Genomic DNA, 15,768 nt, shown 5'->3' on the forward strand with positions numbered 1-15,768 from the left:
GTAACTAGTTATGAATAGTACCGAGTGACATTCTTCGTGATGATCTCACACTAACTATTTAACGATGAGGTGAACTCTCTGTATGATATATACGATCATATGGATAAATATCGTTATTGCTCTGGCTTTTCCGAATAGAGACGAAAATCATTAAACTTTCTGAAGACTGAAGAACGAAGATTGAATCACGCGGTGATTAAGAGTAGACGGCTGGAATTCGTTCGAATCCTGCAAGTTTGTTATATTCCATTCTTGATTCTAAAGAGAACTAGGGTGTGATTTGAATTATTTGAAAAGGTACATTTTTCACGAATTATATAGTGACGGAATTACAGCCATAGAGACGGCCATATTCATCGATAGACATTTAGAGCACTTTTATTTCCGATACCGTTATACGATTACGAAACATCTCACCATTTGGTATGTCTGTAAACATTACTGGTGTGATATCAGAAGGATTGAGACGAACAGTGAGCCGGAATGGGCTCATGCTCATCGGAATTTTGATCGTATTCGCTCTCTTCAATAGTCTCATTTCGATTGGTGCGAGACAAACCCCAATCCTTGTTGCTCTCGTTTCTCTTGTGTTCGGTCTCGTAAACATCATCGTATCTATTGGGGCCATTCGGCTGTTCGTGAGCGACGAGACTGAAGAACTTCCACGCGAATACTTCAGCGACGACATTGGATGGCCGCTACTCAATTACATTGTTGGAGCAATTGTCTTCTTAATCGCCGTCTTTATTGGAACCTTGTTGTTTGTGATTCCTGGAATCTTTCTGCTCGTCGCTCTGACGTTCTGGTCCGTTTACGTCGCTGCAGAAAATGAAAGCTTCATCACTGGGTTTCAGAAGAGTTGGGAGCTGACTAGTGGCCACCGTTTCAATCTCTTTGGTCTCGGGATTATTGTCGTAATCCTCTGGGGAATCATTGGAGGCATTCTTGGGGCTATCGCTGGACTCGTTGGTGGTCTCCTGGGTGCTGTAATCGGTCTTGACCCTGCACAGTTCGGTGGTGCTCTCGGTAGTGCTGCTAGTGGACCTGTTGGATCGATTTTTGCGCTTGCGGCGCTTGCAACAGCCTACAACCAGCTTCGAGAGCAGGAAGATGACGCGAGTGCTTCCTCCGATAATGCGCTCGAATCGGATGTGTCATCGGATACGAGCGCTGACAGCGTCTGATTTGATCGATCGGGAATCTCTCTCTCTCGAGACGGATTTTCAGAATCGTGCTGCTGGATCGAATCACATTCACGAAATTCGAATAGTTAATCCATCGATCGCTGTTGATTGTGGGTCATAATTCCATGAATAGCTCACCAGACTAGCGACAAAACACGCACCAAGAACGGTGATACATCCGATCACCCGTAATCGTCGACGAAGCAGTTGAGTATGCCGCTAGTCATCTTTTTCTGTATCTTTGACCTAGATACGATTATGCTTCAGAAAACATTCGTAGCGATCGGTGTGATCGAGATTCTTTCACCGGAACGACTCATCGATGCCACAGAACAACTTGCACTCGAAAACCCTGATGACTGTGAGACAAAACAGTGGGTCATCCCCGCTGCACGACTTGAGGGAATCGTCTATCTGTTACTTGCATGCTGTTGTGGTAGATCTCAGTCGGCGTTCAAGACGCTGCTCGGCGTCATTGGACTGCCTGCCCTGCTCTACCCGAGAGACCTCATCGACTACACAACCGAAATTGCCTACACTGACGCGGAGGCTTGTGAATGGAAACCGTGGATCTATCCATTCACGCGCCTCCTTGGGGCCGTCTACGTCATCATCGCTCTCAACGAGATCCGAAACAGGTGACCGGGGCACAGACCAATAGTCGAACGTACATGTTCTTAGAATCTCATTCTTCTGACTCGATCGAACGAGAGTCATTCTCGGGTTCATCGTGGTATACGTTCGCTACAGTGTCGCTAGTCTCTCACTATCAAATTACTGTAGTGGTTGTCTCTCGTTGCCGGATCTTGGGACAAACGTGCCTTCATTTCGATCAGTAACAACAGATTTTTGTCACTGCATACCGGTCGCTCGCTATGCAAGTTATTACGAACAGCGGCTGGGTGGAGGTCATCACCGGCTGTATGTTCTCGGGAAAGACCGAGGAACTCCTGCGACGACTCCGTCGCGCCGAGATCGCGGGCCAGTCGGTCGCTGTCTTTACACCAGCTCTCGATGACCGCTACGGCGAGACTGCCATTGGGACCCACACAGGAGCGACGTGGAAGGCCACGGTCGTCGATGAAGATCATCCTCAACAGATCACCACATCGCTCGACGGTGAGACGGTCGTTGCCATCGATGAAGCAAATTTCTTCTCTACGGAACTCGTCCCGGTCTGCAAGCGCCTTGCGGATACCGGCCATCGAGTTGTTATCAGTGGCACCGATCAAACGTTCCGTGCCGAACCGTTCGAACCACTCTCACAGCTCATGGCACTCGCTGAATACGTCGATAAGCTTCAGGCCATTTGCACACAGTGTGGTGAACCTGCCTCACGCAACCAGCGGCTCATCGACGGTGAACCCGCTCACTACGACGACCCGACGATCATGGTGGGAGCTGAAGAATCCTACGAGGCACGCTGTCGGAACTGCCACGTCATTCGCAGCGACTGACCGCCGCATGTGATCAGCTGTTCGGAATTCGTTTCTTATTCTTCTTCCTGCGATCGTTCGACTCCCTTCGATCGAATTGATTTGCGTCGTTCGATCATACCCAGTAGAGTCAGTGAAATTATGAGCTCATCGTTCTGGTTAACTCCTGTGATCTTTACGTGCACTTCACCCAGTTCTGGGTTGCCTTCGAGTGGAAGCGTCTCTATGATCTCTATTTGAACAGACAGCACGTCACCAGGTCGGATTGGTGCATACCATCGAAGTTCGTCGACACCGCGTCCACCGGCACTCGCCATGTCCTTGAGTGCGCCATCGACGAACAGTCGCATACAGATTGCGGCCGTCTGCCAGCCGCTTGCGATGATCCCTCCGAACATGGAATCTTTGGCCGCGCTCTCGTCAGTATGGAATGGTTGTGGGTCGTATTTCGTGGCGAATTCGGTGATCTCCTCCTCTGTTACTGTGTAGCTACCCAACGCTGTTGTCTGGCCAATCTCACAGTCTTCATAGTATCGTGGGAATACGTTCGAAGGCATTCTTAATCCATCATACGTGGAGTACGTGGTGTTGTCAGTGTATCCACCGGGAAATTCCGCGATTGATGGAATAGTCCGGACCTCAAACTGTTCGTTAGTAGTGTTGAAACCATATCGAATGATGGCTCTCTTAATCAGCGATCAGGTAGAGACTCGATCGGACCGTCGTTTGTAGTGGTCGAATTTCGCTTTTGCCCACCGGATGCTCTCTGCGGTGTCATTGATTACAAGGCCACTTGTGTGTCCCTCCTCATCGAGTTCAATACAGATCTCGCTGGCGCTCGAAGAAGCGACAAGAAGGAGCGTAAACGGGAACTCAGTGTTCGTCTGCCAAAGCGAAGTGTCACTCGCAGTACGGATGCCATCGAATGCAGTTGGATACTCCTGATGTAGGTGCGTCATGATCTCTTCGGTGAGGAGTAGCTCTGCCATGAGCCCATCATCGACAATTCGCTGGTGAAGAATCGATATGTATCGCGGTGAGACTGCTGGCGAGAATCCGTGGACGACGGTGGCTTCCTGTAATATTGTTTCTACGCGGGTGAAATGGCGATCGACCGCGTGGTTGTCTGGTGTGACGATTTCAGCCCCGACGAGTGCCGAGGGATCGATTGCGTTGCGGGGGAGACGTGAAAGTAGATCCCCGAGATCGGCGATTCGTGCCAGTTCGTCGTACTGCCGGAGGGCTACAATCCCGAACAGCGTCGGTTGGAGCTCTTCTCGAGTTAACTCGATGAGTCCTAGTTCCCGGAGCTGAGTGACGCCTTTGTAGACAGTCGATTTGGACGCATCAAGGCGGTCGACGAGAATGTGTCGTTCCTTCGGAGCGTCGATGAGTGATCGGAGAATATCCTGTCTCCGTGACAGTAAATCAATTAGTTCGTCCGCATCGGTGAGGCTCGCACCCGCCGGTGTATCATCGGACATCTGTGGATTAACCCTCTTGAAAAAGCGATATGAACGGGCTTAATCTTATTTAGCGATTGTTTCGGTGATGATCGGACCTTCCTCGACGTGATTGTCATCGTTAGACGTATATTCACACGTTTGAGGAGACAGCAAATCGATTCCCATTAGATCCATTCTACTCTTTCGCTGGGACAGCTATATGTGGATCTCTGGTGAGGTATTGCGTACACAAATGGACGAGGTGTTAGAAATTATCTCGGTGCTATCCGGCTCGCGACACCGTCTCCCGATACTGCAGTATCTTGATGACGAGCCAGCTGGTGTCTCGGATATTAGCTCAGATCTAGACATCCCACGCACGACGGTCAAACACAACCTCACGCGGCTAGAGGAGACAGAACTGATACAGTCGGTCGGAACGAGCTACTCCGTCACAACATTCGGTACGTACGTCTGTGAGGATGTCACCAACTGTCTGCATCGGATCGCTGTCTCGACAGATCTACTCCCGTTTCTCGAAGTTGTTCCCCGCTCAACGCTCGATCTGGATATTTCGACCTTCCAACATTCGAATGTGACAGCCGTTTCCTCGACGAATCCACACGCACCTGTCGAGCGACTACTTGAACTCGTACAGGACGCAACGTACCTACGGGTGGCGACGCCGGTGATCCTGCCGCGCCTCGTCGATGCTTTCCATGAAGCGGTCGTCGAACGCGGGATTCACCTCGATCTGATCGTCCCTGCCGAGACGTTGGAGATGGTGCAATCGGAGTTCGCAAGCGAGTACCGAGCGGCCATCGAAAGTGAGCGGCTAATCGTCGGTGTCTCTCCTGATGATATTCCATTCGGGCTGTTCCTGTTCGAGGAACAGCTCGCACTTGTCGGTCACGACGGAATGAATCTTCCCCGTTGTCTTGTCGAAAACGATGCTGAGGCTGCGTTGCAGTGGGCAAACGAAGCGTTTCGGGATTTCGAACGTCGTGCCGATACCTACGTTTGGTATGACGACTGAACAGTACACACGAGGGTGGGATGGCAAAGCCATACAACAGCCCCTTCGCATTCGACGAACTCGTAATTAATATAGAAATTTTCAATTTCGATGCTGTGTTCAGATATGAATTCTCAATCGTATTGGAGTGGTTTTTGTGCTATGACGTCTACTCGTGGAAGCTCTCCGAAGCTCGTGAGGGTTCGTCGTCGATCACAATTTCGAACCGCGCACCTCCATTTTCGCTGTCTGTAACCGACACGTCACCTCCGTGGGCGTTGGCGATCGATTTGACGATAGCGAGACCGAGTCCAGTACCAGAGGAGGATCGGGTGTAGCCCGATTCGAACACGTGCTCGCGTACGGATGGTGGAATACCGGGACCATCGTCTTCGATGTAAAAACCCGTCTCTTCTTCCAACGGGCCGACTCGAATGGTGACATCGGGACCAGCGTGCTCGACTGCGTTTTTGAATAGGTTCTCGAACAGTTGCTGGAGTCGTCCCGGATCCGCTTTCACCGTGTAGGCCTCCGATTCGATCTCGACCGTCATTTCATCATGATCGGCCGAGAGTGTCGCATTCACCACGGTGTCGAGCGGAACAACTTCTGTTTCGCCAACCATCTGCCCTTCGCGCGCAAGGGTGAGGAGATCATCGATGAGTGCCTCCATCTCGTCGTGTGCCGTCGAAATCCGATCAACGTGTTCGCTTTCACACTCATCGTGAACCAATCCCAAATAGCCTTGTGCAATACTCAATGGGCCCTGAAGATCGTGTGAAACAATACTAGCGAACTGTTCGAGGTGATCGTTCTGTCGCTTCAGCTGGTCGTTCTGCTGTTTCAGTCGCCGGCGCTGTTCTTCTTCGATCGTGGTATCTCGAATGATCACGACCCGCCCCCGGCGTTCGCCAGTGTGGCTCTGTAGTGGTGAAATCCGTAGATTGAGAACGCGTTGCTTGCCGTCGATGTCGACGACAATATTCTCAGACCCTTCGTACACGTCCCGATAGCGATCGACGTAACACGAATTGAATACTTCCGTGGCAGAGAGCCCAACGACTACCTCAGGATCAATTCCAAGCAACGACTCGGTGGCGGAGTTGATATCGACGATGTAATTGTCGGAATCGAGAACGATAATTCCGTCGTGCATCTCGTCGATGATGGTGTCCCGTGCGATCGGCACGAGGTCCAACAACCGAAATCGAAAGAGTGCCGCGATGAACAGCCCCCCTGAAATCACGAAGAGGAACGGCGTCGGATCCATAACCATCGAGAACGCTTGGGAAATCTTAATCGCATTTCCAGCCCACGGAATGACGACTGCTGCGACCATCATCGCCACCTGACGGCGATAAATTTGCTGTGAGACAGCGATTGAGCGAAGAAAAATGATGGTTCCGGCTCCCAACAGGAGATACGAGTGGACCGTGTGTACCCAAAACCACGGTCCATACGACGAAATACTCAACAACTGAGTTGAATCGACAATCAGCAGTCCCTCGATTCGCCAGAACAGCTCGTGAACGCTATTCGTCCAGATGACGAACTGGGTCGTTATTGGAATCGCGAGAAGGGCCGCTACGGTTTCTCGCGTTATCCAAGCTTCTTTACCAGCGTACTCTAGTGAAAGAACGATCCAAGCGACTGGGACGAGACTGATTCCGAGATATCCGATATTCGTCGCTAACAGGTTCCCTGTGTACGTCATGGCCAATTGTGTGTGAATCGAGCCAATTGCCCAGATCGTAGCGGCTCCCATCAGTGCTGCCAACGAGCGCGCACCACGCTTTGGACGTAGTCTCCACGAAACGCCTCCGATGATCATGAGCATGATAGTCGCGACTCCGAGAACGAGAATTCGAGGCTGAAACAATGTGGCCATTTTATGACTGGTAATCTGAACGTCCGATGGTGTCGAGATAAACGCTCCGACTGAGTTAAACAGGTCCTTGGACTTCCTGCTTTTCTCCTATGTGACTGAAGATGATCCTTCGTTGTCTGGCCTGAGGATCAGCACTAATAAGTGATCCTCGTCTGGATAGATCCGAATACTGTGTTCAACACTGCTGGATTTAAATTTTCCTTCGGCAACGATCATCGTTTCTTCATCCAGAGCTCGGCGTAATTCTGCTTCGAGCGCAGATTTTTTTGGCAGATGATCCACAACCGCCGCTCCGAGGAGCGACTCTGAAGAGCCATCGAGGAACTGTTCTGCTCCCTCGTTGAGGTAGGTGATACAGAGATCAGTGTCGAGAGTGAGTAATGGATCAGCGACGCGATCGAGGAGATTCTGAAACCGTCTCATCTCCTTGCGATCTCTCCGTGAGGAGCGAAACCGCACAACAGCGTTGCAGATACGACTGCCTAGCATCTTGTACTGTTTTGAACCGGAAGGTTTCTGGACATAGTCGGTGACTCCCATCCGGATGGCTTCACTTGCGACTTTCTCGTTTCCTTTCCCGGTGAGGAGAATAAAAGGGAGAATGGGATACTCTTCACGGACAGTCGCAAGGACATCGAGTCCGTCGATATCTGGCATGTCGTAATCACAGACGATACAGTCCACACTAGATCGCTCGATGATCTCTGTGACCTCTGTTGGATCCGTGGTGATGATCGTCGAAAGTGACGCTTCGATTATCTTTTCGAGATACATCTTCTGTAGATCTGCGTACGCCGCTTCGTCGTCGACATGCAGGATAGTTATGTCACCAGTCATTTCATTTCTTTAATTGCGAGTGCCGATAGATTGTACATTCTATTACTATCATACGTGCCATCAAAAAACATTCTGTGGTGGCGCTAAAGATAGAATGCGTCTCCCGGTGTTGGGCGCTATCCACAGAATCATTGGAGGGACCCCGATAGACTGATCTCGTAGTTTTGTGTGAGTTAGAAACTTCAAGTTGTGTTATTCACATAATAGTTCTAATATTGGTTGGAAGAGTGACCATCGATTTGTTGGTCGTGGAATGTCTGAGTGAATACTTTTAAACAATTAAATCAAATAGAATTGATTTATTCGGCTATCAACGCAAAGCAGTAACCACGATGCCCGGTTAGCGTGACGAGCGTCGTCTTCTACATTGAACAGCGGTGAACAGATTGATCGGAGTGCTAGAAACCACCGTGAGGTCGAGATCGCGTCTATAACGGAGACGCGTGGTGCTTCCACTAGCGAAATCAAGTATCGTGGTCGTTTGGTGACTGCCAGCAGCCATCCAAAAAGCTATGGTCTGCCAGTACTGAACGCCGTGGACAGAGGATCATCAACAGATGTACGACCACATCCTCATCCCAGCCGATGGAAGCGACGAGGCAAAAAAAGCAGCCAAACACGGCATCGAACTTGCGGCAGCACTCGATGCGACAATACACGCGCTGTACGTCATGGATCTCCCGGGGGCTCCCCGAGCTCTTTCAATCAGGGACGACGAAGAACAGGTCCGTGAAGAGTACAAGCAGTACGGTCAGAACGTCACCAGTAAGATTTGTGAGATGGCGGACGAATCCGATGTCGAATGCATTGCCACGACCAGAAGCGGTGCAGTTCACGAAGAGGTCGTCAAATACGCCGACGAAGAGGCTGTCGACGTGATCGTGATGGGTACTGGATATCAGGGGCGATTTGGTGCGCTGCTTGGAACTGTCACTGAAAAAGTAGTTCGGACGTCGACTGTTCCGGTCATTTCGACCAAAATGGCCGAGTCCGAATCACGTCCGCATAGTTCAGATCAGTAATCCGGTAGTGATCCCTTCGACGATCTCGCTGAATGCCCATTCCGAAGTGATGCGTAGAACGGATAAATCCGGCCCAGAATCTATGGAATGGAGTAGTGGGGAACAAGATTGTTTGCTATACAACTCGATAGACCGTATGCTGGTGGCAAAATGTATACTAATCGTCGTTTGAGCGATGGCGAGCGAGGAGACAGGAGACGCTCTATATCCGTTTTTCGCGAAGATAAATCACAATGCTTGCGCTCAAAAACAAGGCTCCGGCTATTCCAAACTCGCTCGATGCCATGAACAGCGCTCCAGCCAGCATCAGCAGGAGGGCTGCGATCGCCAGAACCAGTGCGAGTACGTTCATTAGGCTCCCCCATCTCCTGTTGTATTCGGCGTATCTACCAGAAAACTATAGTATTTCATACATGCGTTGAAGAATATTAGGACGAACCGAATAAGAACTTGATGTGTGTTGGATCACTGAGCATGACTAGCTGCGCTGTAAATGTTTACTCCAAAGTAATTGTTGAATGACTCCGATCCAATGTGTCCTCGAGAACGATGAACGAAACGATGCTACGACTGACAGAGAGTTAGTCGTTGGAGGCTGTATCACCACCCTCCGTGACGTTTGTCACCATGTCTCCACCAGATGACGTTACGACCATGTCGTCGCGATCGCTAATTTCCTGTATCTGCTCTCTGAACGCTTCTGATTCGAGGATCTGGTACTCGTTATCGAGACCAAGGTAGACCGTATAGCACATCAACAGGAGAACAGCGGCGAATGGTAGGCCAGTCGTGACGGCAGCCGTCTGGAGCGCACCGAGTCCGCCACCATACAGTAGTAGTGCCGCAACAGTTCCTTCGATGATTGCCCAGAAGATTCGTTGTGCTCTCGGGACATCGTGTTTGCCGCCCGATGTCAGATGATCGATGACCAGTGAGCCCGAGTCAGAAGACGTAACGAAGAAGGTTACAACGAGCAACGTCGCGAGAATGCCCGACACAGCACCGAGTGGGAACTGATTCAACATTGCGAACATGGCGATGGTACCGCCATTCGGTCCATCCATCGCCGAGATGACACCCCCAGCACCGTGCAGTTGGAGGTAAAGCGCCGATCCTCCGAACGTCGACAGCCAGAGGAATGAGAACAGGGATGGGAGGAACAGCACGCCGAGAACGAATTCTCTGACGGTCCGTCCCTTCGAGATGCGCGCGATGAACATTCCGACGAATGGCGACCACGCGATCCACCAGCCCCAGTAGAAAATGGTTGTTCCGATGGTGCTTCCACCATCAGCAAGAGTACCGGTAAAGAGACTCAGTCCGAGGAAGTTGTTCGTATAAGAGCCGACTGCCTCAACCATTCCACCCATGACGAAGAGACGTGGACCGACGAGGAGCAAGAATCCGAGCAACGCGAACATGAGATAAAGGTTCAGCGTACTCAGACGCTTGACACCACCTTCGAGACCGGCTGCCACCGATGCGGTGGCGATCGCGGTAATCACCGCGATGAGGAATATCTGCGGTCCAACACCAGTCGGAAGGGTGGCGATCCCGAGAACGGCATCACCGGCTACGTACGCGAGACCGGTGTTGACCTGCGCAACCCCGAGACCGAGCGAGGTAGCGAGCCCGAACAGCGTTGCAAACACTGTTACAAGATCGATGATATGGCCCGGCCAACCGTAGATCCGTTCGCCCAATAAAGGCCAAAAGACTGAGCGGAACGTTAGTGGCAGCCCACGGTTGAACGAGAAGAACGCCAATCCGAGCCCGACCAACCCGTAGATGGCCCACGGGGAGAATCCCCAGTGGAAAAAGGTTTGAGCCAGCGCAACGGTTCCTGCTGTCCCCGACTCCTGTGGAACATCGCCGAAGAATGCCGGTGGACTCTGAAAGTAACCCATCGGTTCGGTAACGCTGTAAAACATGAGCCCGATGCCCATTCCAGCACTGAATAGCATGGCCATCCACGCAAAATCACTGAATTCTTTTTCAGCCTCGACACCACCGATCCTGATGTTGCCGTACTTGCCGACGGCAAAATACACGATAGTGACGATGAAAATGTTCACTGCTAAGATATAGAACCACCCAAAGGTGTCGTTAACGGTGTTAAACAACCGCTCGTAGGCAGACGATGCTTGATTGCCCATGAGGACAGTGACTGCTACAAATAACGTGATGATAATCAGCGCGACGGGAAAGACGATCGGATGGATGTCGAACCATCCTCCCATCAACTCCTTGTTGGTATCTCCGGGCTCCCGGTCCGAGTCCGGATGAAAGAGTTCTACTTGGAGCCCATCGGACATCTCGCCTGTTGTCTCATCGGAGTCAGTCATAGTTTGGGTCCTTGTTCTTGATCGATTTATTACTGTGTGCTATCATACGTCTGTGTACTGATTTGTGACTACAGCCTTTGTTTCGAAGGTGTTCTTCGCTTGATTCGTCGAGGTCCGGTGTCATTTCATACGGGGTCGATGTTGACTCGGTAACTATCGTCACCGAATTTTCTATTGATAACTCGACTCACGGTGCGTGTTGGTATGTATCGGTATAACTCTTTCTGATCAAACTCTTATACGTTTATCTCGGAGAGTGTCCCCACTCGTATCTATCGGTGTCCTACTGTGGTACGGAGAGGGATCTGGCTTACGATATTCTGAATCGACTATCGATCTCTGTGTCGAATTATCTATCAGCTACACCGTAAGAGCACTCTCTTGGCTCACTGCAACTGTTCAAATAGAATACGGCTCACTGTCTTCGATCGACACCCCTTGATGCGTTATCCGAGCCAGTTGTGTATTGTCTATTTACTGTTCTCCAAAGCACGTCTGAATGAGTCGCACCAGTGAATTCCGACAGCCACAGTAACAAATATCCGTAACGTAATTTGATGTGTCTGCATTAGATAGAGGACGTTGGCAGACGAACATCTCGAGAATAACGATTCGATGTCACTAGTATCGCTTTCTGTTGGTTTCTCAAATAGCTGTGCATAGGTGACGTCTTGAATTCGGCTACTGTAAATGTGTCCCCGACGAATGCGCGCTGTTCTCCTGTTTGGGATTCCTACGAAAGACGGAGATCTCATCCGGTGGAGAAACGATGCTCGAATTTTTGTGTCTGCTTCTTTGTTGAGCTTCCTTCGGTGCTACGACGGGTGAATGATTAGATACGCAGGTGCTGACTGTCCGATTGGGCATGTGCCAGTAACCACTCGCTCGATCAAAATAACCACCATATGAGATATATGTTCTGGGAGTAGTCTGGCGTTATCACGGTGCAGTATTGCGTTCTTCATTCGGTAGCATAGATTTATCAATTGTATACTTTCATGATATATCCCATTACGGTGGTACGGCTGTAATTCTTCTATACACACCTCTACAAAAACATGCAAATAGAGCATATTGAGTATGATCGCTATATTTCACAGGTGTTTATACCGGTGTCGTGATCGAATTATCTCGTTCACGTGAGGTTTTGAAGCTAAGAACGCCGAGTTCTTCACTGATTTACGAGTCAGTCTTTTACCACACACATCATTTTCACATGGAACAGTGTAGAATGAGTGACGTAATGTGTTAAGCTGAGAGGCGTGAAGAGACGAATTACGACCACTGCAAAGTAATGCAGTCCTAACCACTAACGACAATAATTTACTCAGATATGTATTATCAGTTTGAAAAAGGTTATTCTAAATTGACCATTCTATTTTATTTCGAATATATTAATATTCTCTACTAAATATTAATCCAGCGCTATATGTGGGGTAGTCTCCGTTTGTGCGATTTTTCAATAAATGCTTTGTGAACGATTCATTCATCGTGTCTCTTTACGTCTGTAGCATTGATGAACCCCGGACTTCATCTCTGTAACAACGGGACCGATACTGCTGCCGTTCTCGCTTAATTGGTTTCTCCAATATAGTGTATGTACAACGATATTAATTGCTGTTGCCAACGATGCTTTTTTACAAGCACAAGACGAGTCTGGGCTACCGTTTTACAGAAAGTAATTCATAGAGACATTATTTCGAGTCTCTTCGAGTGTTATGCTGCAAAAGAAAAACCTCGTGATATCTCTGATGAACCTCTCGTTGGATCACCTGTATCTGCGAGTCATTGTCGAAGAGTGTGTTCGTATCGTCCGTGACTCGTCCCGGTAACACTGGAGAGCGGAGGAGACTCGTCACACCTGCAACCGAACCAGAGCGAACGTTTCTTCTTTCTGAAATTTTCCCACAATTTAAGATGATAGATAAATGACATAAGTTGCACAACACACTCAAGAGGATGGGGCTCTGTCTGTTGTTTCAGTCGAGATACGACGCGAGAAATCCAAATGGTGACTCTGCGTCGATAGAGAGTTTGACAGCATTGCGTTGTTTGTCTGTCTTGTGATCACTGTGAATAATCTGATGTAACTAGGTTGATGTACACCCTCTCCGCGCCTCCAACCTGGTTGTGAGTACTCCAACATCGTGCGGTTTTTCTAATTATTACAGAGCTAGCTGTAGTTATTCTTTCCAATTTCCCTTGAGTCCAAACGGTCCCAAGATGCCGTATTCAACCCGAAGACTTGCGATCATTACTGAGCAATGACTTTCGACGAACGAGTCGACGCCACCAAGACGACCAGTCCATTTTTCCCGGACAGTATCAGCAGCCGTTTCGACGAGCGATTTCTCGAAGGCCAAAAAGAATGTATACGAATTATCCGTTCCTACCCGCTTTGCTATCGGATCCAGTTCCACCATTTCAATCGCATTTTTCGACGCATCTTTGAGGTCGTTGATATATTCGCGTTGGGTTTTCACATCTTCACGCGTTCCGAGTCGGGTGAGGTGGCCTCCAACGAACGTTTCGAATTCGTACTCTAGAATCTGATCGTGAGCCTCTATGAATCCGAAGATATCCGTGACGTAGCCCAGTCGATGAAACGGTACCCATCCCGGGTACACGACATCAACAAACATGAGTGTCTCCTGAACGGGGGCGAAAACGAATGTGTTGTCTGAACTATGGTTAGTTCCTTTGTGTGCCAGTTCTAGAACGTGCTCTCCAACTGCTACCGTGTGATTCTTTTCGAACGTTGTTGTCGGCGCGGGACGCGTTGGATCGTCGACCCGGGAGAGCAGTTCTGCCGTTCGCTCGTTGGCGACGTATTCGGCCGTTTCCGGATACAGGCTCGCTGCTCCAATGTGATCCGCGTGTGAATGACTGTAGATGACGTGCGTTATCGGATCGTCTGTCACCTCCGCGATTGCCTTCGTGATATCTCGTCCAATGGTCGGTGGTGCGTCGATAACGATGACACCATCATTGGTGTCTAAAAACAACATCTGAAACGTTCCGTCGGTCACATAATACAGCCCTCCTCGAATTTCATTGACCAGATATCCCTTTGCTGGAATTGACGGCCCGCGCGCGATTTCTGGGATCGATCCAGAATCGCCCTGTGAATCGGCTTGTGAGTCAGTCTTTGTCGTTCGAGCTCGCTCATCCTCTCCTTGTTCAGTAGTTTCTCGTTTCATAATCCATCGTCACCTCCGAGGATTGTGATCCTCATCTGTGGGCTACGGCACTAATTGTGTTAATTGTTGGCTATTCCCAAATATTCGGACGATGATGAATATATTCGGGGTAGACTGAGAAGAGTAGACAACTGTCTTATTATTCTAGATCTACTGTACATAGAATGTAGTACATGGGTAAAAATAGAATGTTCGCGTTCAAAATCTGCGATATAGAGAAATTTTTAATATATTGAACGGGTTGTACAGCCATGGCTTTTACAATCAGACTTGCGACGGAGGATGATGCAGGACCTATTCAGGAGATTTATGCGCCCTACGTCCGCGATACAGTCATTTCGTTCGAGCGAGAGCCACCATCTGTTGAGGAGGTTCGTCACCGGATTCGCAGCACCCTCAAGGATTATCCATGGCTTGTCGGAGAGCTCGATGGCGAGGTTATTGGATACGCCTACGCAGGCAAACACCGCACACGGGATGCCTACCAGTGGTCTGTCGACAGTTCTGTGTACGTTCGTCCCGATCATCATCGATCAGGTATCGCTCGGGGACTCTACGAGTCGTTGTTTGAACTGCTCACATTGCAAGGCTTTTTCAACGTATACGCGGGAATTACGCTTCCAACCCCGGCCAGTGTTGGCTTCCACGAATCGATGGGCTATCAGCCGATTGGCGTCTACAAGAACGTCGGCCACAAACATGGTGCGTGGCATGATGTGAAGTGGTGGCATCGATCGCTTGGTGACCCAGCTCCCGATCCAGAACGCCCAACAAGCCTCCAGGAGGTACAGTCTCACGAGGGTTGGGATGATGCCATTGGGACCGGGGTACAAGCAGCTCAATTGTGAATTGTTGTTCGTCGGGCGTGCAAGATACTGATGTGACAACAACGCTGTCTTGGCAGTTCTTCTAATCGTGTGATCATTCAACTTGGACAGCCCACAGACAGTGTAATATCTGTTCACAATGGAAAATATCAATACTGGTATTTTACTAGAATCCAGAATGGATTAACATCATCTGAATGATTGTTGAGGGGTTTAATATATGATGATTGTCTACGGAACATCGGCGGTGGCGGGGTGGGAAACTCTATGGGGTTAGTGGTCCAACCTTCTGCCGCCTGCCACACCCCTCGGCTACGAGCGCCATCCAACCGAGGGGCGCATACGCAGACTGCATAAACCACATGAGGCAATACCGATTCACCCGATTTCGGATTGTCCATCACCATCCTCACACCTCATGTGGGACGGCGTTCTCAAGGTCGACACCGGCTTCCTCGGCGATCGGTGCTCTGAGGACGCAAGTACTATCGAACTATTTCAAATTCGATCTTAATACGAATGTAGATATGATAGAACAATGATTATTAATGTGATGTCTGAATGGTGAT

At 49.7% G+C, this 15,768-nt stretch carries 13 protein-coding genes; 6 read left to right on the top strand and 7 right to left on the bottom strand.

The features are described 5' to 3' along the window. The first annotated feature begins 425 nt into the window (after window positions 1-425). The 3 genes from MW898_RS04870 to MW898_RS04880 all read left to right on the top strand — a co-directional run bounded on the left by MW898_RS04870 (window position 426) and on the right by MW898_RS04880 (window position 2,641). Window positions 426-1,184 (top strand): DUF7847 domain-containing protein, encoded by a 759-nt coding sequence (locus MW898_RS04870; protein WP_248905066.1) that lies wholly within the window; start codon window positions 426-428, stop codon window positions 1,182-1,184. A 258-nt stretch (window positions 1,185-1,442) separates the two neighbouring features. Further along, window positions 1,443-1,826 (top strand): hypothetical protein, encoded by a 384-nt coding sequence (locus tag MW898_RS04875; protein WP_248905068.1) that lies wholly within the window; start codon window positions 1,443-1,445, stop codon window positions 1,824-1,826. Window positions 1,827-2,059: 233 nt separating this feature from the next. Next, window positions 2,060-2,641, top strand: a complete 582-nt coding sequence (locus MW898_RS04880) for a thymidine kinase (RefSeq protein WP_248905070.1) — start codon at window positions 2,060-2,062, stop codon at window positions 2,639-2,641. 35 nt (window positions 2,642-2,676) lie between these two features. Here the strand turns inward: MW898_RS04880 and MW898_RS04885 are convergent, their stop codons facing one another. After that, a complete protein-coding gene (locus MW898_RS04885; protein WP_248905072.1) occupies window positions 2,677-3,177 on the bottom strand; it encodes a MaoC family dehydratase in 501 nt (166 codons plus the stop codon). 141 nt (window positions 3,178-3,318) lie between these two features. Continuing rightward, window positions 3,319-4,104: a helix-turn-helix transcriptional regulator gene (locus tag MW898_RS04890; RefSeq protein WP_248905075.1), complete on the bottom strand. Its 786-nt coding sequence runs from the start codon at window positions 4,102-4,104 to the stop codon at window positions 3,319-3,321. A gap of 214 nt (window positions 4,105-4,318) precedes the next feature. On the opposite strand from MW898_RS04890, the gene MW898_RS04895 reads away from it, so the two are divergent. Next, the gene (locus MW898_RS04895) at window positions 4,319-5,101 is read left to right on the top strand and encodes a helix-turn-helix transcriptional regulator (RefSeq protein ID WP_248905077.1); all 783 of its coding nucleotides are present in this window, start codon (window positions 4,319-4,321) and stop codon (window positions 5,099-5,101) included. Between the two features lie 148 nt (window positions 5,102-5,249). Here MW898_RS04895 and MW898_RS04900 read toward each other — a convergent pair whose 3' ends face one another. Then, entirely contained in the window at window positions 5,250-6,968 is a 1,719-nt protein-coding gene (locus MW898_RS04900; protein WP_373689829.1) for a histidine kinase N-terminal 7TM domain-containing protein, read from the bottom strand. 87 nt (window positions 6,969-7,055) lie between these two features. Further along, entirely contained in the window at window positions 7,056-7,805 is a 750-nt protein-coding gene (locus MW898_RS04905) for a response regulator (RefSeq protein ID WP_248905081.1), read from the bottom strand. Window positions 7,806-8,362: 557 nt separating this feature from the next. On the opposite strand from MW898_RS04905, the gene MW898_RS04910 reads away from it, so the two are divergent. Continuing rightward, on the top strand, window positions 8,363-8,827 hold the full coding sequence (locus MW898_RS04910) for a universal stress protein (RefSeq protein WP_248905083.1): 465 nt from the start codon (window positions 8,363-8,365) through the stop codon (window positions 8,825-8,827). Window positions 8,828-9,029: 202 nt separating this feature from the next. Here the strand turns inward: MW898_RS04910 and MW898_RS04915 are convergent, their stop codons facing one another. The 3 genes from MW898_RS04915 to MW898_RS04925 form a co-directional block, all read right to left on the bottom strand. Then, window positions 9,030-9,179 carry a hypothetical protein gene (locus MW898_RS04915; protein WP_248905085.1) on the bottom strand — a complete coding sequence of 50 codons (150 nt, stop codon included), beginning with the start codon at window positions 9,177-9,179 and terminating at the stop codon, window positions 9,030-9,032. Between the two features lie 229 nt (window positions 9,180-9,408). Then, window positions 9,409-11,172, bottom strand: coding sequence for a BCCT family transporter (locus tag MW898_RS04920; RefSeq protein WP_248905087.1), 1,764 nt, complete (start codon window positions 11,170-11,172; stop codon window positions 9,409-9,411). 2,183 nt (window positions 11,173-13,355) lie between these two features. Next, complete coding sequence (locus MW898_RS04925; protein ID WP_248905089.1) at window positions 13,356-14,372, bottom strand: MBL fold metallo-hydrolase; 1,017 nt, start codon at window positions 14,370-14,372, stop codon at window positions 13,356-13,358. 251 nt (window positions 14,373-14,623) lie between these two features. On the opposite strand from MW898_RS04925, the gene MW898_RS04930 reads away from it, so the two are divergent. After that, window positions 14,624-15,220, top strand: a complete 597-nt coding sequence (locus tag MW898_RS04930; protein WP_248905091.1) for an arsinothricin resistance N-acetyltransferase ArsN1 family B — start codon at window positions 14,624-14,626, stop codon at window positions 15,218-15,220. The last annotated feature ends 548 nt before the right edge of the window (window positions 15,221-15,768 follow it).

It is taken from the genome of Halocatena marina, from assembly GCF_023276375.1.
In the GTDB taxonomy this organism is placed as follows: domain Archaea; phylum Halobacteriota; class Halobacteria; order Halobacteriales; family Haloarculaceae; genus Halocatena; species Halocatena marina.